The 25,076-nt window shown below is 67.2% G+C and carries 26 protein-coding genes; 15 read left to right on the top strand and 11 right to left on the bottom strand.

Annotation, left to right across the window (positions count from 1 at the left end; translation table 11 throughout):
- Positions 1–30: 30 nt before the first annotated feature.
- From JQ639_RS25845 to dnaK, 6 genes are all read right to left on the bottom strand, one after another.
- Positions 31–336 (bottom strand): DUF1330 domain-containing protein, encoded by a 306-nt coding sequence (locus tag JQ639_RS25845; protein ID WP_211968716.1) that lies wholly within the window; start codon positions 334–336, stop codon positions 31–33.
- A gap of 41 nt (positions 337–377) precedes the next feature.
- Positions 378–1,091, bottom strand: a complete 714-nt coding sequence (pyrF, locus tag JQ639_RS25850; protein WP_249123435.1) for an orotidine-5'-phosphate decarboxylase — start codon at positions 1,089–1,091, stop codon at positions 378–380.
- Between the two features lie 4 nt (positions 1,092–1,095).
- On the bottom strand, positions 1,096–1,677 hold the full coding sequence (locus JQ639_RS25855; protein WP_211968715.1) for an NADPH-dependent FMN reductase: 582 nt from the start codon (positions 1,675–1,677) through the stop codon (positions 1,096–1,098).
- 48 nt (positions 1,678–1,725) lie between these two features.
- On the bottom strand, positions 1,726–2,328 hold the full coding sequence (locus tag JQ639_RS25860; protein WP_211968714.1) for a class I SAM-dependent methyltransferase: 603 nt from the start codon (positions 2,326–2,328) through the stop codon (positions 1,726–1,728).
- 90 nt (positions 2,329–2,418) lie between these two features.
- Complete coding sequence (gene dnaJ / locus JQ639_RS25865; RefSeq protein ID WP_211968713.1) at positions 2,419–3,552, bottom strand: molecular chaperone DnaJ; 1,134 nt, start codon at positions 3,550–3,552, stop codon at positions 2,419–2,421.
- 57 nt (positions 3,553–3,609) lie between these two features.
- A complete protein-coding gene (gene dnaK / locus JQ639_RS25870) occupies positions 3,610–5,511 on the bottom strand; it encodes a molecular chaperone DnaK (RefSeq protein ID WP_211968712.1) in 1,902 nt (633 codons plus the stop codon).
- Positions 5,512–5,960: 449 nt separating this feature from the next.
- On the opposite strand from dnaK, the gene JQ639_RS25875 reads away from it, so the two are divergent.
- The 3 genes from JQ639_RS25875 to JQ639_RS25885 all read left to right on the top strand — a co-directional run bounded on the left by JQ639_RS25875 (position 5,961) and on the right by JQ639_RS25885 (position 8,833).
- Positions 5,961–6,905, top strand: a complete 945-nt coding sequence (locus JQ639_RS25875; RefSeq protein WP_211968711.1) for a hypothetical protein — start codon at positions 5,961–5,963, stop codon at positions 6,903–6,905.
- 135 nt (positions 6,906–7,040) lie between these two features.
- On the top strand, positions 7,041–7,754 hold the full coding sequence (pncA, locus tag JQ639_RS25880) for a bifunctional nicotinamidase/pyrazinamidase (protein ID WP_211968710.1): 714 nt from the start codon (positions 7,041–7,043) through the stop codon (positions 7,752–7,754).
- A gap of 455 nt (positions 7,755–8,209) precedes the next feature.
- Entirely contained in the window at positions 8,210–8,833 is a 624-nt protein-coding gene (locus JQ639_RS25885; protein WP_249123434.1) for a hypothetical protein, read from the top strand.
- Between the two features lie 124 nt (positions 8,834–8,957).
- Here the strand turns inward: JQ639_RS25885 and grpE are convergent, their stop codons facing one another.
- Complete coding sequence (gene grpE, locus JQ639_RS25890; protein WP_211968708.1) at positions 8,958–9,569, bottom strand: nucleotide exchange factor GrpE; 612 nt, start codon at positions 9,567–9,569, stop codon at positions 8,958–8,960.
- A 136-nt stretch (positions 9,570–9,705) separates the two neighbouring features.
- Positions 9,706–10,797: a heat-inducible transcriptional repressor HrcA gene (gene hrcA, locus JQ639_RS25895; RefSeq protein WP_211968707.1), complete on the bottom strand. Its 1,092-nt coding sequence runs from the start codon at positions 10,795–10,797 to the stop codon at positions 9,706–9,708.
- Between the two features lie 327 nt (positions 10,798–11,124).
- Here hrcA and rph point away from each other — a divergent pair, with 327 nt between their 5' ends.
- The 3 genes from rph to hemW all read left to right on the top strand — a co-directional run bounded on the left by rph (position 11,125) and on the right by hemW (position 13,720).
- A complete protein-coding gene (rph, locus tag JQ639_RS25900; protein ID WP_211968706.1) occupies positions 11,125–11,838 on the top strand; it encodes a ribonuclease PH in 714 nt (237 codons plus the stop codon).
- Between the two features lie 90 nt (positions 11,839–11,928).
- Positions 11,929–12,573 (top strand): RdgB/HAM1 family non-canonical purine NTP pyrophosphatase, encoded by a 645-nt coding sequence (gene rdgB, locus JQ639_RS25905; protein ID WP_211968705.1) that lies wholly within the window; start codon positions 11,929–11,931, stop codon positions 12,571–12,573.
- Positions 12,566–13,720 (top strand): radical SAM family heme chaperone HemW, encoded by a 1,155-nt coding sequence (gene hemW / locus JQ639_RS25910; RefSeq protein WP_249123433.1) that lies wholly within the window; start codon positions 12,566–12,568, stop codon positions 13,718–13,720. The genes rdgB and hemW overlap by 8 nt, the downstream gene beginning before the upstream one ends.
- A gap of 6 nt (positions 13,721–13,726) precedes the next feature.
- Here hemW and JQ639_RS25915 read toward each other — a convergent pair whose 3' ends face one another.
- Positions 13,727–14,932, bottom strand: a complete 1,206-nt coding sequence (locus JQ639_RS25915; protein WP_211968703.1) for a penicillin-binding protein activator — start codon at positions 14,930–14,932, stop codon at positions 13,727–13,729.
- Positions 14,933–15,164: 232 nt separating this feature from the next.
- On the opposite strand from JQ639_RS25915, the gene rsmI reads away from it, so the two are divergent.
- The 4 genes from rsmI (at position 15,165) to JQ639_RS25935 (ending at position 18,466) form a co-directional block, all read left to right on the top strand.
- Positions 15,165–16,106: a 16S rRNA (cytidine(1402)-2'-O)-methyltransferase gene (gene rsmI, locus JQ639_RS25920; protein WP_211968702.1), complete on the top strand. Its 942-nt coding sequence runs from the start codon at positions 15,165–15,167 to the stop codon at positions 16,104–16,106.
- Positions 16,093–16,482: a YraN family protein gene (locus JQ639_RS25925; RefSeq protein ID WP_211968701.1), complete on the top strand. Its 390-nt coding sequence runs from the start codon at positions 16,093–16,095 to the stop codon at positions 16,480–16,482. The genes rsmI and JQ639_RS25925 overlap by 14 nt, the downstream gene beginning before the upstream one ends.
- Before the next feature lie 66 nt (positions 16,483–16,548).
- Positions 16,549–17,496 carry a glutathione synthase gene (gene gshB / locus JQ639_RS25930; protein WP_211968700.1) on the top strand — a complete coding sequence of 316 codons (948 nt, stop codon included), beginning with the start codon at positions 16,549–16,551 and terminating at the stop codon, positions 17,494–17,496.
- 139 nt (positions 17,497–17,635) lie between these two features.
- On the top strand, positions 17,636–18,466 hold the full coding sequence (locus JQ639_RS25935) for a hypothetical protein (RefSeq protein WP_211968699.1): 831 nt from the start codon (positions 17,636–17,638) through the stop codon (positions 18,464–18,466).
- A gap of 40 nt (positions 18,467–18,506) precedes the next feature.
- On the opposite strand, the gene gloA is transcribed toward JQ639_RS25935, so the two are convergent.
- Both gloA and JQ639_RS25945 read right to left on the bottom strand, forming a co-directional pair.
- On the bottom strand, positions 18,507–18,896 hold the full coding sequence (gloA, locus tag JQ639_RS25940; protein ID WP_211968698.1) for a lactoylglutathione lyase: 390 nt from the start codon (positions 18,894–18,896) through the stop codon (positions 18,507–18,509).
- Between the two features lie 124 nt (positions 18,897–19,020).
- Positions 19,021–20,280, bottom strand: coding sequence for an amidase (locus JQ639_RS25945; RefSeq protein ID WP_211968697.1), 1,260 nt, complete (start codon positions 20,278–20,280; stop codon positions 19,021–19,023).
- A 100-nt stretch (positions 20,281–20,380) separates the two neighbouring features.
- On the opposite strand from JQ639_RS25945, the gene JQ639_RS25950 reads away from it, so the two are divergent.
- The 5 genes from JQ639_RS25950 (at position 20,381) to JQ639_RS25970 (ending at position 25,008) form a co-directional block, all read left to right on the top strand.
- Positions 20,381–21,280, top strand: a complete 900-nt coding sequence (locus JQ639_RS25950) for a LysR substrate-binding domain-containing protein (RefSeq protein ID WP_211968696.1) — start codon at positions 20,381–20,383, stop codon at positions 21,278–21,280.
- Positions 21,281–21,379: 99 nt separating this feature from the next.
- Positions 21,380–22,918 (top strand): YifB family Mg chelatase-like AAA ATPase, encoded by a 1,539-nt coding sequence (locus JQ639_RS25955; RefSeq protein WP_211968695.1) that lies wholly within the window; start codon positions 21,380–21,382, stop codon positions 22,916–22,918.
- Positions 22,919–23,054: 136 nt separating this feature from the next.
- Positions 23,055–23,324, top strand: a complete 270-nt coding sequence (locus JQ639_RS25960; RefSeq protein WP_211968694.1) for a hypothetical protein — start codon at positions 23,055–23,057, stop codon at positions 23,322–23,324.
- A 42-nt stretch (positions 23,325–23,366) separates the two neighbouring features.
- Positions 23,367–24,371, top strand: a complete 1,005-nt coding sequence (locus JQ639_RS25965; protein WP_211968693.1) for an MvdC/MvdD family ATP grasp protein — start codon at positions 23,367–23,369, stop codon at positions 24,369–24,371.
- 169 nt (positions 24,372–24,540) lie between these two features.
- Positions 24,541–25,008, top strand: coding sequence for a hypothetical protein (locus tag JQ639_RS25970; protein WP_211968692.1), 468 nt, complete (start codon positions 24,541–24,543; stop codon positions 25,006–25,008).
- Positions 25,009–25,076: the final 68 nt, after the last annotated feature.

Raw genomic sequence — 25,076 nt, forward strand, 5'->3', positions numbered from 1 at the left:
GTCAGCCCGCGCGGAGGCGAAACCGCGGCGTTACGGCTGCGGGCCGTCATAGCCCTCGATCACGATCAGGTCGGCGACGCTGTGCGGCGCGCGAATCGCGATCAGGCGCTGATATTCCGGCGATTCGAAGCAGGCCAGCGCCGAGGCGTAGTCGGGGAATTCGAGCACGACATTGCGGCTGCGATGGTTGCCACCTTCCTTGGGCTCGAACTGGCCCGCCCGCACCAGGAAGCGGCCACCAAATTTCTTGAACACCGGGCCGTTCTCGGCAACGTACTGCTTGTAGCCATCGACATTGCTCACATCGACGCGCGCGATCCAGTAACCCTTCGGCATGTTGATCTCTCCTTGGAATGTGCGTGACGCCCGCGGACCGCTCAGCCGAGCGCCTGGGCGATCTCGGCGACGATGGCGTCCGCCGCCGCCTTCGGATCGGCGGCTGCGACCACCGGCCGTGCCACCACGAGATAGTCGGCGCCGGCGGCGATCGCCTGGGCCGGCGTCATGACACGTTTCTGGTCGCCGCTGGCCACGCCGGCGGGACGAATGCCCGGAACCACCAGCGCGAGATTCGCACCGACAATCTGGCGCAGCCGCGCCACTTCCTCGCCCGAGCAGACGAGGCCGTCGACGCCGATGGTCCGCGCCTGCTGCGCGCGCGCCTCGACGAGATCGGACACGCCGAGACGATAGCCGGCTTCGTGCAGGTCCGTGTCGTTGAACGAGGTCAGCACGGTGACGGCGAGGATGCGCAGCGTCGAGCCGCCGCGTCCCTCGACCGCAGCACGCATGGTCTGCGGATAGGCATGCACGGTGAGGAAGGTGGCGCCGGAGGAGGCGATGCTTTCGACGCCGCGGGCCACGGTGTTGTCGATGTCGTGCAGCTTGAGGTCGGCGAACACCTTCTTGCCGGCGTCGGCGAGCTTGCGGATCAGCGGCAGGCCGCCGGCATAGGCGAGCTGATAGCCGATCTTGTAGAAGCTGACGCTGTCGCCGAGCCTTTCGATCATCGCTTCCGCCGCTGCGACGCTCGGCAGGTCGAGCCCGACGATCATCCGGTCCCGCGCCGTCAATTGTTGTGCAGCCTGCATGGTCTCACCTCATCTGTTGCGCGACGTCGATCAGTTGCCGCACGACGCCGCGCAACGCTTCCGCATCGCGCGTGTCCTTGAGCTGCCCGTCGTCATCGAAAGCATGATCGGCACCCGACAGCGCCATCTGCTGCGGGATCACCGTGGCGCCGAGGCCGAGCGTCAGCACCTGGCGCCACGCCATCAGCGCGCGCATGCCGCCGAACTTGCCGGCGGAGGCCGCGGCGATCGCGAAGGCGCGGTCGCGAAACACCTGGACCGGCGTCTCGCCGCGCTCACGCACGCGGCTGACCCAGTCGATCGCGTTCTTCAGCAGCGGCGGCACCGACGCGTTGTATTCCGGGCTGACCAGCAGCACGCCCTGATGGTTCGCGATCATGTGACGGAGATCGACCGCCGGCCTGGGAACGCCGGACTCGGCCTCGAGATCGGCGTCGTAGATCGGAAGGGGATAGTCGGCGAGCGAGATCCGCGTCACCTCGACGCCGGCCAGCGCCAATTCCTTCGCGGCAAGCGCGGCAAGGCGGACGTTGAACGATCCGGTGCGGAGCGAGCCGGGAATGACGAGGATCTTGGTCGCGGACATCTGTTCCTGACAGGATCCGCGCGCCAGGAAAGGGTGATCCGGCGGGGATCAGCCCTTGCGATACACCCAGACGCGGGCAGGGGGAAGATTCATCCAGATCCGTTCCGACGCCTCGGTGTGGACACCCGACAGCGATTTCGGGATCGGCGGCGTCACAGAATAAGTGAACTGGATGAACGGCGCGCCCGGCGCCAGCGCGACAAAGGCGTCGCGGATCAGCTTCAGACGGGTGCGCATCGGCTTGGTCACCAGCGGCAGGCCGGACACCACCGCGCCGGCCGGCTTGTCCAGCACCTCCCACAAGGTGTTGCGCAGCGCATAGGCGTCGCCCTGCACCACCGTAGCATTGGGATAGCGCTCGCGCAGCAGCGCACAGAATCCGGGATTGTACTCGACCAGCACGAGGCGCTTCTGGTCGACGCCGCGCTCGATCAGCGCGTTGGTGATCGCGCCCGTGCCGGGCCCAAGCTCGATCACCGGTGTGTCGTGATGCGGATCGACGTACTGGGCCATGGTGCGGGCCAGCACCTTGCCCGATGGCATCACCGCGCCCATGTGCAGCGGCTTTTCGATCCAGGAGCGAAGAAAGCGAACCTCGTCGTCGAGACGAAGCGGCTTCTTCAGAACGCGCACAGACGATTGCGGAGGCATATCGGGACCGGGCAAGCTGAGGAGCGGGCGGGCGTCAGATTTTCGTCATAAATCCGTATCGCTGCGCCCGCGCAGGGTCAAGCGCGAGGCTCAGGCGGTTCCGGCGCGAGGACCAAAGAAGTCCTTGACTTTGGTAAAGAAACCCGAGGCTTCGGGTTGGGTGTCTCCGGACGACAGTTTTTCGAACTCGGCCAGCAATTCCTTCTGGCGCTTGGTCAGGTTCTGCGGGGTCTCGACCAGCACCTGGACGTACATGTCGCCGGTCTGGCGCGACCGCAGCACCGGCATGCCCTTCGATGCGATGCGGAAGCGGCGGCCCGACTGGGTTCCGGCCGGCACCTTCACCTTGGTCTTGCCCTTCTCGATGGTCGGGACCTCGATCTCGCCACCCAGCGCCGCGGTGATCATCGAGATCGGGACGCGGCAGTGCAGGTCGGCACCATCGCGCTGGAACAGCTCGTGCGAGGCCAGCGACAGGAAGATGTAGAGATCGCCCGACGGCCCGCCGCGCACACCGGCCTCGCCTTCGCCGGCGAGACGGATGCGGGTGCCGTCCTCGACGCCTGCCGGGATGTTGACCGACAGCTTGCGGTCGCGCGTGACGCGGCCGGCGCCCGAGCATGAGCCGCAGGGATCCTCGATCACCTGGCCGCGGCCCTGACAGCCCGGACAGGTGCGCTCCAGCGCGAAGAAGCCCTGGGCGTGGCGGACACGGCCGGCGCCGCCGCACATCGAGCAGGTCTTCGGCCGGGTGCCGGCCTTGGCGCCGGTGCCGGAGCAGGATTCGCAGGTCACCGAGACCGGAATGTGAATCTCGGCGGTCTTGCCCTCGAAGGCCTCTTCCAGGGTGATTTCCATGTTGTAGCGCAGGTCGGCACCGCGCTCGCGGCCGCCACGGCTACGCTGCCCGGCCATGCCGAACAGATCCTCGAAGATATCGGAGAACGACGATGCGAAGCCGGCGCCGAAGCCGTGGGCTCCGCCGCCGCCCATGCCCTGCTCGAAGGCGGCATGGCCGAAGCGGTCATAGGCGGCCCGCTTCTGGCCGTCCTTGAGCACCTCGTAGGCCTCGTTGATTTCCTTGAAGCGCACTTCGCTGGACTGGTCGCCCGGATTCTTGTCCGGGTGCCATTTCATCGCCAGCTTACGAAAGGCGGACTTCAGACCGGATTCGTCGACATCGCGTTCGACTTCCAGCGTCTCGTAATAGCAGCGTTTCGTCATCGAGGAGGGTCTCGCAAAAACCTCCCCCGAGAAGGGGGAGGTCATTGGATATGAGGATTACGCTGACTTCTTGTTGGTCTTATCGTCGTCGACCTCGGTAAATTCCGCGTCAACGACATCGTCCTTCGCAGCCTTGGCCGCGGCGTCACCCTCGGACTGCTGGGCGTACATCGCCTCGCCGAGCTTCATCGACGCCTGGGCCAGCGTGTTGGTCTTCGCCTTGATGGCCTCGGCGTCGTCGCCCTTCAGCGCTTCCTTGACGTCGCTGACGGCATCCTCGATGGCGCGGCGATCGGTCTCGCCGATCTTCGAGCCATGCTCGGCCAGCGCCTTCTCGGTCGAATGAACCAGCGCATCGGCGTGGTTCTTGGCATCGACCGCCTCGCGGCGCTTCTTGTCCTCGGCCGCATTGGCCTCGGCGTCCTTGACCATCTTCTCGATGTCGCCCTCGGACAGACCACCGGATGCCTGGATCCGGATCTGCTGTTCCTTGTTCGTCGCCTTGTCCTTGGCGGACACGTTGACGATGCCGTTGGCGTCGATGTCGAAGGTGACCTCGATCTGCGGCATGCCGCGCGGTGCCGGCGGGATGCCCATCAGGTCGAACTGACCCAGCATCTTGTTGTCGGCGGCCATCTCGCGTTCACCCTGGAATACGCGGATGGTCACGGCATTCTGGTTGTCTTCCGCCGTCGAGAACACCTGGCTCTTCTTGGTCGGGATCGTGGTGTTGCGCTCGATGATGCGGGTGAACACGCCACCCAGCGTCTCGATGCCCAGCGACAGCGGGGTCACGTCGAGCAGCAGCACGTCCTTGACATCGCCCTGGAGCACGCCGGCCTGGATCGCGGCGCCGATAGCGACGACCTCGTCCGGGTTGACGCCCTTGTGGGGCTCCTTGCCGAAGAACTGCTTCACCACTTCCTGGATCTTCGGCATGCGGGTCATGCCGCCGACCAGCACCACTTCGCTGATCTCGCCGGCGGACAGGCCGGCATCCTTCAGCGCCTTGCGGCACGGCTCGATGGTCTTCTCGACGAGGTCGGCGACAAGCGCTTCGAACTTGGCGCGGGTCAGCTTCATCGTCAGATGCTTCGGACCGGTCTGGTCCGCCGTGATGAACGGCAGGTTGATTTCGGTCTGGGTGGTCGACGACAGCTCGATCTTGGCCTTTTCCGCAGCTTCCTTGAGGCGCTGCAGGGCGAGCTTGTCGTTGCGCAGGTTGATGCCCTGCTCCTTCTGGAACTCGTCGGCGAGATAGCTGACGAGGCGCATGTCGAAATCTTCACCGCCGAGGAAGGTGTCGCCGTTGGTGGACTTCACTTCGAACACGCCGTCGCCGATCTCGAGCACCGAGACGTCGAAGGTTCCGCCGCCGAGATCGTACACCGCAATGGTGCCGGACTTGGCCTTGTCGAGGCCGTAGGCCAGCGCGGCCGCGGTCGGCTCGTTGATGATGCGCAGCACCTCGAGACCGGCGATCTTGCCGGCATCCTTGGTGGCCTGACGCTGGGCGTCGTTGAAATAGGCGGGAACGGTGATGACGGCCTGGTCGACCTTGGCGCCGAGATGGGCTTCCGCGGTCTCCTTCATCTTCTGCAGGATGAAGGCGGACACCTGCGAGGGCGAATAGGTCTTGCCATCGGCCTCGACCCAGGCGTCACCGTTGCCGGCCTTGACGATCTTGTAGGGAACGAGACCCTTGTCCTTCTCGACCATCGGGTCGTCGTAGCGGCGGCCGATGAGGCGCTTCACCGCGAAGAAGGTCCGCTCGGGATTGGTCACCGCCTGGCGCTTCGCCGGCTGTCCGACCAGACGCTCACCATCATCGGTGAAGGCGACGATGGACGGCGTCGTCCGCATGCCTTCCGAGTTCTCGATGACTTTCGGGTTTTTGCCATCCATCACGGCGACGCACGAGTTCGTGGTGCCGAGGTCGATACCAATGACCTTTCCCATGGTCCTTCAATCCTTCTTTTGCGGCAGGTTGGCTGGGCCCTGACGGCACCCCGCACCGAACCCCCTAATTGATCAATTCTCCGCGACATGCGGCGCTCCGCCTCATATAGGAGGGGGGGTGCGGCCCGCAAGGACTGCCGCGTGGCGCGCGGCGAAAAGTCAATAAATTTAGGCGCAATGCAAGTCTTGACGGAACGTGGAACAGCGTTCCTGCGGCAGCCCGGGAGGCGCTGTCCCGGAGACGACGGCGGGACGTTCGGCCGCGCCGCGACATCGGGTCGGCCCGGCCCGAATTAACGTTTCGGTGCGCTCTGCCGTTGCTAAGGTGGCGGGATCGATTCCGCCGCCCGGCGGCACAGCCGGCCGGAGGAGGCGCTTTCGAACCCGGTGCCAGGGGCCCGCCCCAAGCCACCATCGAACGGCCTCATTGCAATCCCAAGAGACCCGACATGAGAATTCTCCGGCCGTTCGCCTTCGTTCTCGCCACGTTCGCCATGCTGTCGCCGGCGCTGGCTGCCGACCCGACCTTTCCGAAAGGCACCCGGGTCGGGCTCGTGCCGCTGGAGGGACTGACGCCGGCGGCGAGTTTTCCGGGTTTCGAAGCGACCGACCAGCGCGTCAAGGTGGTGGTGACGGAGCTGCCCCGGGACGCGTTCGATTCGATCGACGCCGCGTTCAAGGCCAATCAGACCGGCGGCAGCCGCCCCAAGCTCGAGCCGTTCGAGCTGGAGAGCGGCAACAAGGCCTACATCACCCGCGAGACCGCGACCGAGGAAGGCGCCAGCGTGCGGCGGTTCTCGGTCATCATCGCCGGCCCGGCGTTCTCCGGCTATGTCGCGGCCCAGGTGCCCGACACCGACAAGGCCGCCTATTCCGACGACGCCGTGCGCAGGATGCTGGCGAGCGTCGCGCTGCGAAAGAACGTGCCGGCCGAGGAACAACTCGACCGCCTGCCGTTCAAGATGAGCGAGCTCGGCGGCTTCAAGACCATGCGCACCATTCCGGCTGGCACGACAGTGCTGCTGACCGATGCCGAGGACGACCAGAGCAGCGTCGACACCGCGGCCTACATGCTGATCGGCGTGATGGGCAGCGGGCCGGCGACGCCGGACGACCGCGGCCGCTTCGCCCAGCAGATCATCGCCGCACTGCCCGGCCTGCGCGAGGCCCGCATCACCTCGTCGGAGCCACTGCGGATCGAGGGCTCGCCGGGCTACGAGACCCGCCTCGAGGCGGTGACCGGCAAGGACAACACCCCGGTGACCGTGATCCAGTGGCTGCGCTTCGGTGGCGGCAACACCACGCTGCGGATCGTGGCCAGCGCCAAGCGTGACGAGTGGCCGGCGGCGTTTCCGCGGTTTCGCGCCGTGCGCGACGGTATCGGCTCGCGCTGAGCGCTGGCCGTTCCGGCAGGATGCCGCCTGCCCGCTGCCGCCGAACCCATCGCGGCCTGACCATGTTTTGCACTTGAGATTCGCCGCCGCGCTGATGGATGATCCCGCGGTCATTCACATGGGCGGAGGCTTGCGATGGTCGACAGACGGCAACTTCTCGGCGGACTGGGTGGGGCAGCGGTGGCAGGCATGACGGCACGTGCGTTTGCGGCGGACAAGATCAGGATCGACGACGCCTCGGTGCTGATCGTCGTCGACGTGCAGAACTGCTTCCTGCCCGGCGGCAGTCTTGCGGTGAAGGACGGCGACCAGGTGATCCCGGTGATCAATCGCCTGGCGAAAAGCTTCAGCAACGTGGTGATGACTCAGGACTGGCACACGGCCGACCATGTGTCGTTCGCATCGACCCATGCCGGCAAGAAGCCGTTCGACATCATCGATCTCGACTACGGCAAGCAGGTGCTGTGGCCCGACCATTGCGTGCAGGGCACCGACGGCGCGGCCCTGTCCAGGGATCTGACGATCCCCCAGGCCCAGCTCGTGATCCGCAAGGGCTTTCACAAGGACGTCGACAGCTATTCGGCCTTCATGGAAGCCGACGGCAAGACCAGCACCGGGCTCAGCAGCTATCTCAAGGCCCGCAAGCTCAAGCGGGTGTTCGTCACCGGCCTCGCCACCGACTTCTGTGTCGCCTGGACGGCGCTCGATGCCCGCAAGGCCGGCTTCGAGACTTACATCATCGAGGACGCCTGCCGCGGCATCGATACCAAGGGCTCGCTCGCCAAGGCCTGGCACGACACCAGCAAGGCCGGCGTCAAGCGCATCCAGTCGGCGGACATCACAGTTTAGGCGGCAAAGCCCGAGGTCGGCCACGCCCGGGCTGTCGCCCTGCGATCGATCAGGCCCGATCGCAAGGCGCGCATCGGCTGTTAAGCTGTGGCCGCGCGCGCGAAAACCATCGGCAGACCGCGCGCCGGCGGCCTGCCGGTATTTCGCTCTCGGTCGCCCCGGCATCCTCGCGAACACAGTCCGACAGCGCGGCTGCGCTTAACCCGCCGTTAACGAAAACAGCTCTCAATCATCGTGTTTCTATCGATTGCTGAAACGCGGCAATCCTGCATTTTCCCATCGATGCGTGTTTCAGCCCTGCCGAGGACTGCACCATGAGCACGGTTGCTGCTGCGCCTTCGTCCGCGAGCGACGCACTCCTCTCGTTGCTCCGTTCTAACGTCCCGACCAGCCCCGACGCGCCATCCACAGGCACGGCCGCGCGATCGGCCGCTTCCGGCAGCGCTCCAGCCACGATGGTCGAACTGTCCGATCAGGCCAAGGCTCTGCTCGCCCGCAACAAGATCGATCAGGTCGTCGCACAGCGACTGCAGGCGCTGATCCAGACCCTGAAGGGCAAGGGCGGCGACACCATCAAGCCCGGCGCCAACACCGGCCAGGATGTGTTCGAGCGGCTGACGGCAGGCAACACGACCGCGACATTCGACCAGTTGGACGACTACCTGAAGTCACTGTTCGCGGCGAACAAGAACGCCGACGGCACATACAGCAGCTTCTCCAAAACCCTGCACGACGTCATCACCGCTCCTTCCACACCTGCGGAGATCGAGAACTGGTACAAGACCCAGGGCCAGTCCTACATCGAGGGCGCACAGCAACTGCAGGACAAGAACTATCTGGCGTTCGCCGAGGCCATTCAGAACCGCGCCGTGACAATCCAGAGCGCCAGCGAAATTCCAGACCTGAATTTCCACAACAGCTGGATTCTTCAGGGCGGCGAGGGCGGCGGCTCCATCAACGGGACGTCGTCCTACAACCACAACGCGGCGATCTTCAAGGACCCGGCCACCAACTACATCGTCGACGGCAACGGCACCGTCATTTCCTGGAAGAAGCCGCCGCAGACGACAGCGACCTGAACGCGCGGCGCGCGATCGCAACGGCCACGCGCGCCGGCTGCGCGCCATCAGTTCCGCCCCTCCAAAACAAAAGCGCCGCAGAAACTGCGGCGCTTGTCGACTTTGGAGCGGGTCTTGCGGCCGCTCAGGCCGAGACGTCGGTGGTCGGCGCGGCCTTCGGACCGCCCTTGGCGACACCGACCAGCGCCGGGCGCAGCACGCGCTCGCCGATGGTGTAGCCGGCCTGCACGACCTGCACCACGGTGCCCGCCGGCACCGACGGATCCGGCACCTCGAACATCGCCTGCTGGAAGTTGGGATCGAACTTCTGGCCCGCCGGATCGAGCTTCCGGACGCCGTTCTTCTCCAGCGTGGCGTGGAGCGAACGCTCGGTCAGCTCGACGCCGTCGATCAGCGCCTTCAATCCGGGATCGGCCGACTCGCGCGCCGCCGCCGGCACCGCGTCGAGCGCGCGCTGCAGATTGTCGGCAATGTCGAGCACGTCACGGGCGAAATTGGCGATGCCGTAGGTGCGCGCGTCGGTGACTTCCTTGGCCGTGCGCCGGCGCAGGTTCTCCATCTCCGCCAGGGTGCGCAGCACGCGGTCCTTGGCCTCGGCGACCTCAGCCGCCAGCGCTTCCGCCGATCCCGCCTCCGGTTCGTCCGGCATGACATAGGGCTTCGGCGAGGCCGGCTGGGCCGTCGCATTGTCCTGGGTCAGGTCATCCGGATTCTTCTGGCCGTTGCCTTCGGTCATTACTCCGCCTTTTCACGAAAATGCGATCTGATCTCCAGCCGCATATCAGGGCTCTGTCGCAGAAAATCAAGTTCCTGAACGGAAGGAACCCGCAGGTCGCCCGTTCCGCCGAATTTTGCAGGTTCGGGAATGCGGACTATTTGCCCAGCATCTGGCTGACGACGCGCGCCGCATAATCCACCATCGGGATGACGCGGGCATAGTTCAGCCGCGTCGGCCCGATCACGCCGAGCACGCCGACGATATGGCCGGCGCCGTCCTGGTAGGGCGCGACGATGGTGGAGGAGCCCGACAACGAGAACAGCTTGTTCTCCGAGCCGATGAAGATGCGCACGCCGTCGGCGTTCTCCGCGCGTCCCAGCAGGTCGATCACGCCGCGCTTGGTCTCGAGGTCGTCGAACAGGTTGCGCACCCGCTCGAGGTCTTCCATCGCATGCAGGTCGCCGAGCAGGTTGGCGTGGCCGCGCACGATGAGACGGCGCTCGTCGGTGGCGCCGCCCGACCAGCTGGCGATGCCCGCGGCGACGACTTTCTGCGTCAGGGCGTCGAGCTCGCTGCGGCTCTGCGCCAGGGCGGTCTCCAGCTCGGCACGGGTTTCCGCCAGCGTCTTGCCGCGGATATGGGCGTTGAGAAAGTTCGACGCTTCCGTCAGCGCCGACGCCGGCACGCCCGGGGGCAGCGCCAGCACGCGGTTCTCGACCTGGCCGTCCTCGGCGACCAGCACGACCAGCGCCTGCGTCGGCTCCAGCCGTACGAACTCGATGTGCTTGAGGCGCACGTTGGACTTCGCCGTCAGCACCACCGCGGCGCTCCGCGACAGGCCCGACAGCCGGGTCAGCGCTTCTTCCAGCGCGGCCTCGACCGACTGGGCGCGGTTCATCGCCGCCAGTTGCGCCTCGATCGACTGCCGCTCGGAGTCGCCGGGCTCGCTGACCTGCATCAGGGCGTCGACGAAAAAGCGCAGGCCGAGTTCCGTCGGCAGCCGCCCCGCCGAGGTGTGCGGGGCATAGATCAGCCCCAGCGCCTCGAGATCGGACATGACGTTGCGCACCGAGGCCGGCGACAGCGGCAGGGTGATCAGGCGGGAGATGTTGCGCGAGCCGACCGGCTCACCGGTCGCCAGATAGCTCTCGACGATCTGGCGGAAAATATCGCGCGAGCGTTCGTTGAGCTGGGCGAGCCCCTGGTTGGGGGTAATCAGGTGACTGATCGGATCGTGGTGCGCCACGGCAGGCTCCCCTTGTGCGGTGGATCAGACATCCCTTCCATCGGGCCGCCCGCCGTCCCGGCGCATGTCGGATCCGAAACCACACGAGAATCTCGTCTTTTGTCAGTGTCCCCGATGGTTCGGACATTCGCAATCACATCGATCGTGAAGCGACGCGACTGCCGAACCCGGGCACCGGCGATCCCTTCATTTGTCCATATTCGGCGGCAGTTTCAAGAGTTTGCATGGCTCCACGGGCGCCGCGCCGGGTCGGCCCTTGCCGCATCGGGCCCGCCCCCCTAAAAGCAGCCCCAGATCGAACCATCCCGGTTTTCTGGAGGAACTGCCATGCGGCCGAGCCGTCGTGCGCCCGATGAACTGCGCCCCGTGTCGCTGGAGCGCGGCGTCGTCAAATATGCCGAGGGCTCGTGCCTGGTGAAATTCGGCGACACCCATGTGCTGGTCACCGCAACGCTGGAAGAGCGCCTGCCGCCGTGGCTCAAGGGCCAGGGCCGCGGCTGGGTCACCGCCGAATACGGCATGCTGCCGCGCGCGACCCTGGAGCGCACCCGCCGCGAGGCGGCAGCCGGCAAGCAGGGCGGCCGCACCGTCGAGATCCAGCGCCTGATCGGCCGTTCGCTGCGCGCCATCGTCGATCTCGAAGCCCTCGGCGAGCGCCAGATCACGGTCGACTGCGACGTGATCCAGGCCGATGGCGGCACCCGCACCGCCTCGATCACCGGCGCCTGGGTGGCGCTGGCGGACTGCCTGAACTGGATGAAGGCCCGCAACATGATCCGCGGCGAGGTGCTGCGCGGCAATGTCGCCGCCGTGTCCTGCGGCATCTACAACGGCACGCCGGTGCTCGACCTCGACTACGCCGAGGATTCGGAAGCCGACACCGACGCCAATTTCGTCATGACCGGCGACGGCCGCATCGTCGAGGTGCAGGGCACCGCCGAGAAGACCCCGTTCACCCAGGACGAGTTCCTGAACCTGCTGGCACTGGCCCAGAAGGGCGTCGCCCGGCTGGTCGACCTGCAGAAGATGGCGGTGGCCTGACGGCCCCGCCGGCCCTGTTCCCCACGGATAACGGGCTGATTTGAACGTCCGGCGCGGCCCCTGCCGCCCGGAACATGATAGGATTCGCTGATGCACCGCCGAATCACCGGACGCCTCGTGATCGCGACCCACAATCCCGGCAAGCTCGCCGAGATGCGCGAGCTGCTGGCGCCCAATGGGATCGACGCGGTGTCCGCCGGCGAACTCGGCCTGGTGGAGCCCGAGGAGACCGGGGACAGCTTCCGCGCCAATGCCGCGCTCAAGGCCCAGGCCGCCGCGACGGCCGCCAACCTGCCGGCCTTCGCCGACGATTCCGGCCTCGTGGTCGATGCCCTCGACGGCGCCCCCGGCATCTATTCGGCGCGCTGGGCCGGCGACTCCAAGGATTTCGCCGGCGCGATGGCGCGCGTCGAACGGCTGCTGCAGGAGCGCGGCGCCACGACGCCCGACAAGCGCACCGCGCGGTTCGTGTCGGCGCTGTGCGTCGCTTGGCCCGACGGCCACCTCGAGGAGGTCGAGGCCACGGTCGACGGTACTTTGGTGTGGCCGCCGCGCGGCACCGCCGGCTTCGGCTACGACCCCGCCTTCCTGCCCGACGGCCACAGCCGCACCTTCGGCGAGATGACGAGCATCGAAAAGCACGGCCTGCCGCCGCTCGGCCTCGGGCTGTCCCATCGCGCCCGCGCCTTCGTGAAGCTGCAGCAGCTGTGCCTTGGAGAGCCGAACCTTGGCTGACGCGACACCCGCCTTCGGCGTCTATGTGCACTGGCCGTTCTGCCTGTCGAAGTGTCCGTACTGCGACTTCAACAGCCATGTCCGCCATGCGCCGGTCGACGAAGCGCGCTATGTCAGCGCCTTCACCCGCGAGATCGAGACCACCGCCGCGCGCACCGGCCCGCGCACCGTGTCGTCGATCTTCCTCGGCGGCGGCACGCCGTCGCTGATGCAGCCGCAGACCGTCGGCGGCATCCTCGACGCCATCGCGAAATACTGGAGGGTCGCGCCCGACGTCGAGGTCACGCTCGAAGCCAATCCGACCAGCGTCGAGGCGACGCGCTTTCGCGGCTATCGCACCGCCGGCGTCAACCGCGTGTCGCTCGGCGTGCAGGCGCTCGACGATGCCTCGCTGAAGGCGCTGGGACGCCTGCACACCGCGCGCGAGGCGCTCGACGCGGTGGCGATCGCGCGCAGCGCCTTCGACCGCTACTCGTTCGACCTGATCTATGCGCGCCCCGACCAGACGCCGCAGATGTGGACGCAGGAGCTGACCCAGGCGATCGGCGAGGCCGCCGAGCACCTGTCGCTCTACCAGCTGACCATCGAACCGGACACGCCGTTCTACGGACTGCATGCCGCCGGCAAGCTCAAGACGCCGGACGAAGCAGTGGCCCGCGCGCTCTACGACGTCACGCAGGAGGTCTGCGCGCGGCACGGCCTGCCGGCCTACGAGATCTCCAACCACGCGCGCATCGGCGCGGAGTGCCGGCACAACCTCGTGTACTGGCGCGGCGACGAATATGCCGGCATCGGCCCCGGGGCCCACGGCCGTCTCGACATCGACGGCGTGCGCCGCGCGATCGCCACCGAGAAGCGCCCCGAGACCTGGCTGATGCGCGTCGAGGCCAGCGGCCACGGCGTCACCACCGACGAGACGCTGAACAGCGAGGAACGCGCCGACGAATTCCTGCTGATGGGACTGCGCCTCGTCGAGGGCATCGATCCGCAGCGCTATGCCCGTCTCGCCGGCCGCTCGCTCGATCCGGCGCGGATCGCGCTATTGCGCGAGGAAGGCGCGATCACCGTCGACGCCAGCGGACGCCTGCGCGTGACCCAGTCGGGCTTCCCGCTGCTCGACGCCGTCGTCGCCGATCTCGCAGCCTGACGGATTTTACGTCGCAAAACTCTTCGGCGAGCCGGCCACCGCCTGGCCGCCGCCCGACGCCACGCGCATCACCGCAAGACCGCGCTCGTTGCTGCCGTCGCTGCGGAAGCGGAACAGGCCGTCGATGCCGGCGAAGCCCGAGGTGTTGAGCAGCACATCCTGCGAGAAGCGCTGGTTGCCTTGCGTGCGCGCCAGCGCCGCGACCAGCGCCACCGCATCATAGGCCAGCGTCGCCGTGCGCACCGGATCCTGGCCGTACTTGCTGCGATAGCGGCCGGAGAACGCACGGAAGCCCGACGGATCGGGCGCGGCATAGAGACCGCCCTGCAGCACGGCGCTGTTGAACACGCGCGGACTGTCCCACAGGCCGGTGCCGATCAGTTGCACGCGCTTGAGATTGGCGCCGGCCACCGTCAGTGCGTCCGCCGTCGCGACCAGCGCATCGCCATCGTCGGCAAGGAACAGCGCGTCCGCCGTGCCCAGCGCCTGCGCGACATTGCGCGCCGCCGCGGTGCGGTCGGCACCGTATTTCTCGAACGCGACGACGCGGCCGCCGCGGCGGGCGACGGCCTGCTTGAACGCGACCTCGACGACGTTGCCGTAGGCATTCTCCGGCAGCATCGCGGCGAACGAGCGCTTGCCGGTGCCGGCGGCGTAATCGACGATGCGGTTGACGTCGGATTCCGGCAGGAAGCTGAGCAGGAAAACGCCGTGGCCGGCGACGCTGGAGTCGGTCGAGAAGGCGATCATCGGCACGTTGCGCGCCCGCGCCGGCTGCGCCGCCGGCGGCACCGATTGCGCGAACAGCGGCCCGAGCAGGATCTCGGCGCCCTCGTCGAGCGCCTGCTGCGCCGCCTGGCCGGCAGTCTGCGGACTGCCGCCGTCGTCCTTGACCAGCAGCTGAACGTTCGGATTCTGGAATTCGGCAAGCGCCATCTCGGCGGCGTTGCGCATCGACTGGCCGACGACACCGGCATTGCCTGCGCCGGACATCGGCAGGATCAGGCCGACCTTGACGTTGCCTGTGCCCACAGAGGTGGGCTGCTGCGGCGGTCCAGAGGGGCCGGCCGGGGGCGGCGCCTGGTCCTGCCAGGGCAGGTTGGTCGCGACATTGGAACAGCCCGCGACGAACGGCGCGGCGACGAACAGACCGAGCGCGGACCGCCGGGTGGGCCCACGCCGGGGCATCAAGGGATCGTTCGGGGCCACCATCGTCTGTCTTTCTCTGCCCTCGCGGGATCAGGAACCGGAAAAAGGGCCCATGATCTGAAAGGCGATTTGGGCATATTGGCGTCCATTGCTTAAACAAGGCAAAAGGATTTTAACAACCGTTAGCCAATGAGTTACGCGATATTCGCATAGCTTTTGCGCCACGGTCGGACGACACTGGACCGCGACAGCGTCCTGCCCTCCCCTTTTTCGGAACATGAACTAGATTGCTGCCATGCGCGCCCGGCCCCGTTCCAGCTCCACCGATCCGTCCGACAACGAGGCACGCGGCTTCCTGCTCGCCGGCCAGCCCATGGTGGCACCCAAGGCTGCCGCGGGGCTGCACCTCGTCGCGACGCCGATCGGCAACCTCGGCGATATCACCCTGCGGGCGCTGGAAACCCTTGCCGGCGCCGACATGATCGCCTGCGAGGACACCCGCGTCACCCGCACTCTGCTCGACCGCTTCGGCATCCGCGGCTCGCTAAAGCCCTATCACGAGCACAACGCCGCGCAGATGCGGCCGATGATCCTGCAGCAGCTCGCCGACGGCGCCGCGGTGGCGCTGGTGTCCGACGCCGGGACCCCGCTGATCTCCGACCCCGGCTTCAAGCTGGTGCGCGAGGTCGCTGCCGCCGGCCACAAGGTCATCACCGTGCCCGGCGCGTCGTCGCTGCTGGCGGCGCTGACGGTCGCCGCGCTGCCCACCGACCGCTTCTTCTTCGAAGGCTTCCTGCCCGCCCGCGAAGGCGCGCGGCAGGCGCGCATCGCCGAGCTGGCGCGGCTCGACGTCACGCTGGTGCTGTTCGAATCCGGCCATCGCGTGCAGGACACGCTGCGCGACCTCGCCGCCGGCCTCGGCGCGCGCGAGGCGGCGATCTGCCGCGAGATGACCAAGCTGCATGAGGAGATCGCCCGCGGCCCGCTCGCCGAGCTTGCGGCCACGGCGGACGGGCGCGAGACCCGCGGCGAGTTCGTGCTGGTGGTGGGGCCGCCGGCGGCGGACGCCCGCGACATGGCGCAGGCCGACATCGACACGCTGCTGCGCGAAGCGCTGGCGCAGGGCAGCGTCAAGGACGCCGTCGCCGGCGTGGTGGAAGCCTCCGGCCGCCCGCGGCGCGAGATCTACGCGCGCGCGCTCGAGCTCGCCAGGGAGACGCCCGATGACCAAGCCTGATGCGGACGCGCCATCGCCCGAGCGGGTGATCGCGTTCCAGACCGGTATCTCGGCCGAGAGCCGCGCCGCCGCCTACCTGCTGGCGAAGGGCTACCGTATTCTCGCCCGCCGCTTCCGCACCCGCTTCGGCGAGATCGACATCGTGGCGCGGCGGCGCAACCTGATCACATTCGTCGAGGTCAAGGCCCGCGCGACGCTGGATGACGCCGCCTACGCCATCACGCCGCAGCAGCGCCAGCGCATCGTCGCGGCGGCGCAGGCCTGGCTGATGAACCATCCCGAACACGACAAGCTCGACTGCCGCTTCGACGCCATCCTGATCGCGCCGAAGTCACTGCCCCGCCATCTCATGGCGGCGTTCGACGCCTCAGGCTGACACAGCCGGAACGCCGATGTCCGCCGCGCCGACCACCGCCTTCACCTCCTGCCCGGATCAATGCCCATGACGCTCAACGTCGCCGTCCAGATGGACCCCATCGCCCGCATCAACATCCGCGGCGATTCCACGTTCGCCATGCTGCTGGAGGCGCAACGCCGCGGCCACACCCTCGCCTACTACACACCGGACAAGCTGTCGCTGCGCGGCCGCGACGTGGTGGCGCCGGTGCAGGCACTGACCGTGCGCGACGAGGAAGGCCATCACTTCACCCTCGGCGAGGCAAAGCGCACGGAGCTGTCGTCGTTCGACGTCGTGCTGCTGCGCCAGGACCCGCCGTTCGACCTCGCTTACATCACCAGCACTCATCTGCTCGAGCGCATTCATCCGAGAACGCTGGTGGTCAACGATCCGGCGAGCGTGCGCAACGCGCCGGAAAAGATGTTCGTGATGGAATTCCCGGACCTGATGCCGCCGACGCTGATCTCGCGCGACGTCGAGGAGATCAACGCCTTCCGCGCCGAGCATGGCGACGTGGTGATGAAACCGCTATACGGCCATGGCGGCTCGGCGGTGTTCCGCATCACGCCCAAGGACATGAATTTCGGATCGCTGTTCGACATGTTCTCGGTGACCTTCCGCGAGCCGTGGGTGATCCAGCGCTTCCTTCCCGAGGTGAAGAGCGGCGACAAGCGCATCATCCTGGTCGACGGCGAGTTCGCCGGCGCGGTCAACCGCGTGCCGGCGGAGAACGACCTGCGCTCCAACATGGTGCGTGGCGGCGCGGCGAAATCGACCGACCTCAGCCCGCGCGAGCGCGAGATCTGCGAACGGCTGGGACCGGCGCTGCGCGCCCGCGGCCTGCTGTTCGTTGGCATCGACGTCATCGACGGCCACCTGACCGAGATCAACGTCACCTCGCCGACGGGCATCCGCGCCATCGCCCGGGTCGGCGGCCCGGACGTCGCCGCCCGCCTCTGGGACGTGATCGAGGCGAGGCGCCGGTCGGCCTGAAAGACCGGGAAAGGCCGCTCCGGCGGCCTCTCCCGTCGCCTTAATGAATTGCTGACGACATTGTGTCATTCAATTTGACGGGCTGAGCCTCGGGCCAATACGTAGCGCCCGCTTATTGCATTTCAGGACAGAACGTCTGATGGCCATTGAGGTTTTTAACGGCACGTCGGTTCCGAGGGATCTTGCGACGGCCGGCATCGAATACCTTTGGGCCAAGTGGCGCACATTGAGCGCCACCCGCAGCCTGACGCTGCAGCGGCTGATCGAGGAGACGAACCAGCCGCTGCGCGAGCAGTGCGCGTTCGTGATCCCGTCCGGCGACGATTTTGTCTATCTGTATATCGGCCAGGCCTTGCAGGACGCCGTGCGCCGCAACGCCACCGGCACCCAGCTGTCGCGCAGCGACAGCATCGTCGCCAAGGACTTCACCGAGATCTATCGCCGCGTCAGCCGCGACATGGCCCCCGTGTTCGTGCGCTTCACCAGCACCCGCTCGCCCGCCGGCACGATCTGGCACCAGGTGGTGCTGCCGGTGGCGATGTCCGACGATCAGGTCATGCTGGTGTGCTACTCGGAACTGGTGAACCACCAGCTCGAGATCTACGAGCACCTGTTTCGCACCGCGCCCGACGCCATCGTGGTGTCCAGCCCGATCAGCAACGACGCCGGCCATGTCACCGATGGCTGGGTGCTGATGATGAACGACCGCGCGCGCGAGCTCCTCGCCTACCACCAGCCGCTCGGCAACCTGCGTCTCAGCGCGCTGCCGCAATTCACCGGCATCGACCTGTGGGGCCGCATCTACGCACCGCGCTCGGCGGTGACGACCACCCTGCTGTCGACAGCGGCATTCACGATCGAGGTGCTGCGCTTCCCCCATGTGTTCGGCCTGCGCCTGACCGCCAAGACCATCCCGGCGCGAGACGCCACGCTGGTGCCGGGCGTCGAGACGCTGAACCCGGTGTTCTGAAGCAGGCGATCCCCCCGCCGCCGATGCCGCGCAGGCGCCGTCATGCCGCGCGGTGATGCTCGATGAGCTCGACCTTGTAGCCGTCCGGATCCTCGACGAACGCAATCACCGAGGTGCCGAACTTCACCGGACCCGGTTCGCGCCGGATCGGCACGCCGGCGGCGCGAAGGTCATCGCACACGGCGACGATGCCGGCGACGCCAATCACCACGTTTCCGAAGGCCGTGCCGTGGTCGTAACGCGTGACGCCGTAGTTGTACGTCAGCTCGAGGCCCGCACCATCGTCGTCGCCGTAGCCGAGGAACGCCAGCGTATATCCGCCTTCCGGTACGTCGCGGCGTCGCCGCTCGGTCATGCCGAGACGCTTGTAGAACGCGATGCTGCGCTCCAGATCGCCAACGCGGATCATCGTGTAGAGGATGCTGTTCATGGTTTCGGGATTCCGTGTCTTGAGATTGCAGATGTTGGGATTGCAGATCTCGGGATTGCTGGCTTCGGGGCCAAGCCAGGAATTTCGTTGTCGATGCGGTTGCGGATGGCGCCGCTCGCGCATGTCAGGTGAGCGCTGCCGCGATCCATTGTGACCATGCGAGCGCGGCACGGTCGTCGCCGCGACGCGCCACCACCTGGATGCCGAGCGGCAACCCGTCCGGACCGTCGGCGGCCGGGACGCTGATTGCGGGGCCGTGCAGCGCGGTCCACACCCAATTGAAGGCGGAGTCGCCGGTCGAGGCAATGCCTTCTGGCGCCTGCCCGGTTGCGGCAGGCGTCACCAGAACATCGAGATCGTCGAAGGTTGCGGTGACGCTGTCGCGCAGCCGCGCCAGCGTCATCACCGCTTCGGCATAAGCCGCGGCCGTCACCCTGAGGCCGCCGTCAAGCTGGTCGCGAAGGGCCGGGCTGATGCGATCCCGCGCATGCGCGAGCTCCCAGCCCAGCGCCTGCGCCGCTTCGCGGTTCAGGACCTGTGCGAACGCGGCTTCCGCCGCGTCGAATGCCGACGGCAGATCGCGCACGACGACATCGGCACCGGCGCGCGCCAGCGTCGTCGCGACATCCGCCAGCAGGGCCCGCGTCTCGGGCTGCGCCTTGTGCCAGAACGGCGTGCGGCAGATTCCGATGCGCGGCGCTCGCTCCGGCCGCATGTCCGGATCGCCGAGATCCGCGCCGGATAACGCGCCGACGAACAGAGCGCAATCCGCCACGCTGCGTGCGATGACGCCAACGGTGTCGAGCGTATCGGACACCGGCTTGACGCCGCCGCGCGGCAGCATCCCGAAGCTCGGCTTGTAGCCGACGACCCCGCAATAGGCGGCGGGCTTGATCAGGCTGCCCATCGCCTGGGTGCCGAACGCCAGCGGAAAGAAACCGTCGGCGACGCCCGCCGCCGAACCGCTGCTCGAGCTGCCCGGCGTGTGCCGCAGCGTGCGCGGATGCACCGTCGGCCCCGGCGTGCGGATCGCGAACTCGGCGGTGACCGTTTTGCCGACCACCACGGCACCGGCGGCGCGGGCCTGGACGACGGCGGCTGCGTCCGCCTTCGGGCGCCATCCCGCCCAGATCGACGAACCGTGTTCGGTCGGCATGTCCGCAGTGTCGAACACATCCTTCACGCCGATCGGAAGGCCGTGCAGCGGGCCCGGGAGAGCAGACGTCGCGCGCGCGAGGGCGGGGTCGATGAACGCCATCGCGCGGACCTGCGGGTCACGGTCGGCAATGCGGGCGAGGCAGGCCTCCAGCAGATCTCTCGGGTTCAGCCGGCCTGAGTGGATCAGGTGTGCGGCTTGGGTGGCAGTCAGGCGAGTGGGATCCATGGTGGGCGTCCTGAGCGTGGGTGACCCGCGAAAACTTAGGACTTGCCTTCAGATGATAAAAATTAATACTTTTACAGCGACTCTTGCAGAAAATTGAATTATGAGCCGGATCAACCTCGATCTCGACGTGCTGCGGACGCTGGTCGCCGCCGAAGAGCTTGGCGGCTTCAACCGCGCTGCCGACCAGGTCGGACGCTCACAGTCCGCCGTGAGCCATCAGATCCGCCGCCTGGAGGAGCAACTGGGCGAGGCGCTGTATCGCAAGAGCGGTCGCGGCCTTGCGCTGACGGAAGCCGGCGACGTGATGCTCGCCTATGCCCGGCGGATGCTCGCGCTGAACGATGACGCCGTCGCCGCGGTACGCGGCGTCGCGGTCGAGGGCACCGTGCGTTTCGGACTGCCCGGCGATCTCGCGGAAACCTGGCTGTCGACGACGCTCGGCCGTTTCAGGCGCGCGCATCCCGCGATCCTGATCGAGGCAGTCGTCGATCGAAACGCCGTGCTGCTGGACAAGCTCGACAAGGGGCAGCTCGATCTCGCCCTCGCGTTCGGCGACGAAGCCCGCAGCGATGCCCATCCAGTGGCGCGGCTGCCGATGACATGGATCGGCCCGGCGACAGGGGACACCGCGACGATGTCGGACGGATCGCTGCCGTTTGTCATGTATGGCCCGCCCTGCTTCTTCCGTCAGGCCGGCATCGATGCGCTCGACCAGGCCGGGATCCCCTGGCGCACCGCTTTTACCAGCCCCAGTCTTCACGGCCTGTGGGCCGCGGTCGACGCCGGTCTTGGCATCACGCTGCGCACGGCGGCTGGCCTGCCGCGGTCCCTCGCCGTTCTGGATGCCCGCGCCGGATTGCCTGCGGTGCCGGCGATCACGCTGTGCCTGCACGACGCGCGGCGCCCGCTGGCGCCGGCCACGAAGCGCCTGCGGGACATCGTGACCGACACCCTCGCCATCAATCTCGCCAGCGTGCCCCAAGCCGAGATGCTGCTCTGACGCATCTCGCAGTCCCCCCGCCGCCGAAGAGCGTTCACTTAATGTTCTTGCGCCTGCCATCCCCCTCCGCTAGCTTCCCCCGGCGTGTGAGGGGGCGGCATGGTTCAGCATGTGTCCACGGTGGCGTTCGAGGGCATCACGGCCCGCGTGGTGGACGTGCAGGTCCAGGTCGCGCCGGGATTGCCCAATTTCATGATCGTCGGACTCGCGGACAAGGCCGTGTCCGAGGCGCGCGAGCGGGTGCGCGCGGCGCTGATCGCCTCGGGCCTTGCGCTGCCGGCGCGGCGCATCACGGTCAATCTCGCGCCTGCCGATCTGCCGAAGGAAGGCAGCCACTATGACCTGCCGATCGCCCTCGGCCTGATGGCCGCGATCGGCGCCATTCCGTCCGACGCGCTCAGCGGCTTCACCGTGCTCGGCGAGCTCGGCCTCGACGGCTCGATCGCAGCCGTGGCGGGCGTGCTGCCGGCGGCGATGGGCGCACACAGCCGCGACGAAGGCCTGATCTGCCCGGCCGCATGTGGCCCGGAAGCGTCATGGGCCAGCGCCGACCTGCCGATCGTCGCCGCGGCGTCGCTGATCCAGCTCGCCAACCATTTCAAGGGCAGCCAGGTGCTGTCGCCGCCGCAGCCGAAGATCCGCCAGGAGACGGCGAGCGCGCTGGACCTGCGCGACATCAAGGGCCAGGAGAGCGCCAAGCGCGCGCTCGAGATCGCCGCGGCGGGCGGCCATCATCTGCTGATGACCGGAAGCCCGGGCGCGGGCAAATCGATGCTGGCGGCACGGCTGCCGTCGATCCTGCCGCCGCTGTCGCCGCAGGAATTGCTCGACGTCTCGATGATCGCGTCGGTCGCCGGCGAGATCAAGGATGGCGCGCTGACATCGCAGCGCCCGTTCCGCGCGCCGCATCACTCCGCCAGCATGGCGGCGCTGACCGGCGGCGGGCTGCGCGCACGCCCCGGCGAAGTCTCGCTGGCGCACAATGGCGTGCTGTTTCTCGACGAGCTGCCGGAGTTCGACCCGCGCGTGCTGGATTCGCTGCGCCAGCCGCTCGAGAACGGCGAGGTCTCGGTGTCACGCGCCAACCACCGCGTCACCTATCCCGCGCGCTTCATGCTGGTAGCGGCGATGAACCCGTGCCGTTGCGGCGAGGCGTTCGAGCCCGACTATGTCTGCAAGCGCGGCCGTCGCGAGCGCTGCACCGCCGATTATCAGAGCCGCATCTCCGGGCCGCTGCTCGATCGCATCGACCTGCGCATCGAGGTGCCGGCTGTCACGGCCGCCGATCTGATCCTGCCGCCTTCGGCGGAAGGCTCGGCCGAGGTCGCCGCGCGTGTCGCCGCCGCGCGCGCCCGGCAGGCGGCGCGCTATGCCGCCCTCGGCATGCCGAACGTGCGCACCAATGCCGAAGCGCCGGCCGCCGTGCTCGACGATATCGCGCGTCCTGACGGCGCGGGGATGACGTTGCTGCGCGATGCGGCTGAAAGCCTGCGGCTGTCGGCGCGCGGCTATCACCGCGTGTTGCGGGTGGCGCGGACCCTCGCCGACCTCGATGGCGCCGATCCTGTCGGCCGGCTGCATCTTGCCGAAGCACTGTCCTACCGCGCGCTCGCCGACGGTACGCGCAACGCGGCGTAACAACACCGGCGCAGCCGATGCGACCGGACGATAGACGATCCAGTCCGCCCGCGGCCGCTGGCCCCGTGGAACGCCAGTTTGGGCTTGCCTCCGCCGCCAAAACCGTGAATTCTCCACGCATTGCCTGATATTGATTTTGGAGGGAATTGCGATGCTCCCTTTCATTCTGGCGCAGGAATCGCGTGCATCCCAGGTTACCGCAGCGGATGCGGATCTCGACAATACGCATCAGCGTGACCTCGCCTTCTTCGCCGCGCGCGGCATTGACGTGTCCGACATCAGCGCGTCGCTGACCTGGACGAAGAAGCAGGTGACAAAATCAACCGGCACGCCACCGGAAGGCCCTTTCATCGATTCCGACGAAAAGACCTATACCGAGCCCGACGAAGACTACGGCGACCAATAACACGTCGAAGGCGACGCCCGCGCCGTATGCCGCGCGACATGAATGGTCCGCCCCCGTCTCGTCGTTGATGGTCGACAGCCATTGCCAGTCATTATCATCGCTCCCCCCGAGGATCTCCATGCGCTGACGGTCGCGTGGGAAATTCGGCAGTGCGGCGGCGCGGTCCTCATGCTCAATACCGCGGACTTTCCGAACCTGTGGTCGATCTCCTTGACCGCGGACGAGGACGACACCCCTCGCTTCGACATCGTCACCACCGAAGGCGTGGTCACGGATGCTGCGATCAGCGGGGTGTGGTGGCGGCGGACACGCCCATTCGCCATTTCCGAAGCGATCAACGATGACAAGCATCGCCGACTGTGCCGCGATGACTGTGCGGCACTGTTCGAAGGCTGGATTTACGCGCTCGGCGCGCGCGTCATCAATCCGCTGGCGGCGGAACTGGCCGCTCGCCGCAAACCGTTTCAACTGGCGAATGCCCGGCGCTGCGGTTTCCGCCACCCGTCCACGGTCATCTCCAGCTCACCGGACGATGTCACGGCGCTTCTGTCCCGTCACGACGGCGAATTCATCTACAAGAGCCTCACCACGCCGGCTTCGATGATCGTCGAGACACGCCCTCTCGACGCGGAAGCCAGAAGCAATCTGGCGCTGCTGCGTTTCTCGCCCTGTATCATTCAGCGTCGGATCGACGGCGGTGCCGACATTCGGGCGACGATTGTCGAGGACGAGATCTTCGCGGCCGAAATCCGGGCGCACCATCCCGGCGCGCAGCTCGACTGGCGGCTTGATGCAGCCGTCGACGTTCGCACTCACACCCTTCCGGACGAGGTGGCCGGCGCGATCCGGCGCATGCAGAAGGAACTCGGCCTGCGGTATGGCGCTTACGATCTTCGCCGGGATGCCGAGGGCGAATACTGGTTCTTCGAGGTCAATCCAGGTGGCCAGTATCTCTTTGTCGAGATCGCGACAGAGCAGAAGATCAGCCGTGCCATTGCCCGCGCATTGATCGCGGCCCCCGCAGCGGCCTCCATCGCGGCGGGATAGGCGACCAGATCTGACCGGACCGGACGCCGCCTCAGCCCGTGCTGGAGCAAATGCCGCATGACGTGACGGAAGCAAACGCTCCGGTAACGATTTTTCTTTACGCTTCAGGAACCATAAGCCGACGTTGTACGGCTTGTTCCCGTGGCCTGTCGCGTACCGAGTTTCAGTCATGTTGCGTTACAAGTTCGTCGCCTCGGTCATCCCGCTGGTCGTCGTCGGCTACTTCGCCCGCGACCAGATCGCCCCCAGCGTCCAGCCCTGCATCGCCACCGCGGACAGCGCGGTGCAGCTCGCCGAATTCAACTGGCAGGCGCAGCGTCGCGTCAGCTTCACCACCCAGCCGGCCGACGCCACGGTGCGGGTGCGGATCGTCGACAGTCCGGAGAGCGCCGACTTCACCGTGGTCGACGACGCCCGGACGCTCGAGGACGGTGGTTGCTCCGGCACCGGGCCGGCACAGCTCATCGGCATCGACGACACGCCGGAGCGAACAGGCACCGTGATCTATCTCAGCCATGACGGCGATGCCAACTACCGCATCTATGTCCGCTCCCGGACATTCAGCGTCCGCGACGCTGCGGCGCTGCTCGTCGGCGCGCACGCCGGCCGGCCGCAGCCGCTCGCCCGCGCGCTATGAAGCGCTTTCGAGCGAGGTGGGCACCGGTTCGCGTGAAGAAAACGCGTCAAAAATAAAATGCCGGAGCG

This window comes from Bradyrhizobium sp. U87765 SZCCT0048 (assembly GCF_018131225.1).
GTDB lineage: Bacteria > Pseudomonadota > Alphaproteobacteria > Rhizobiales > Xanthobacteraceae > Bradyrhizobium_A.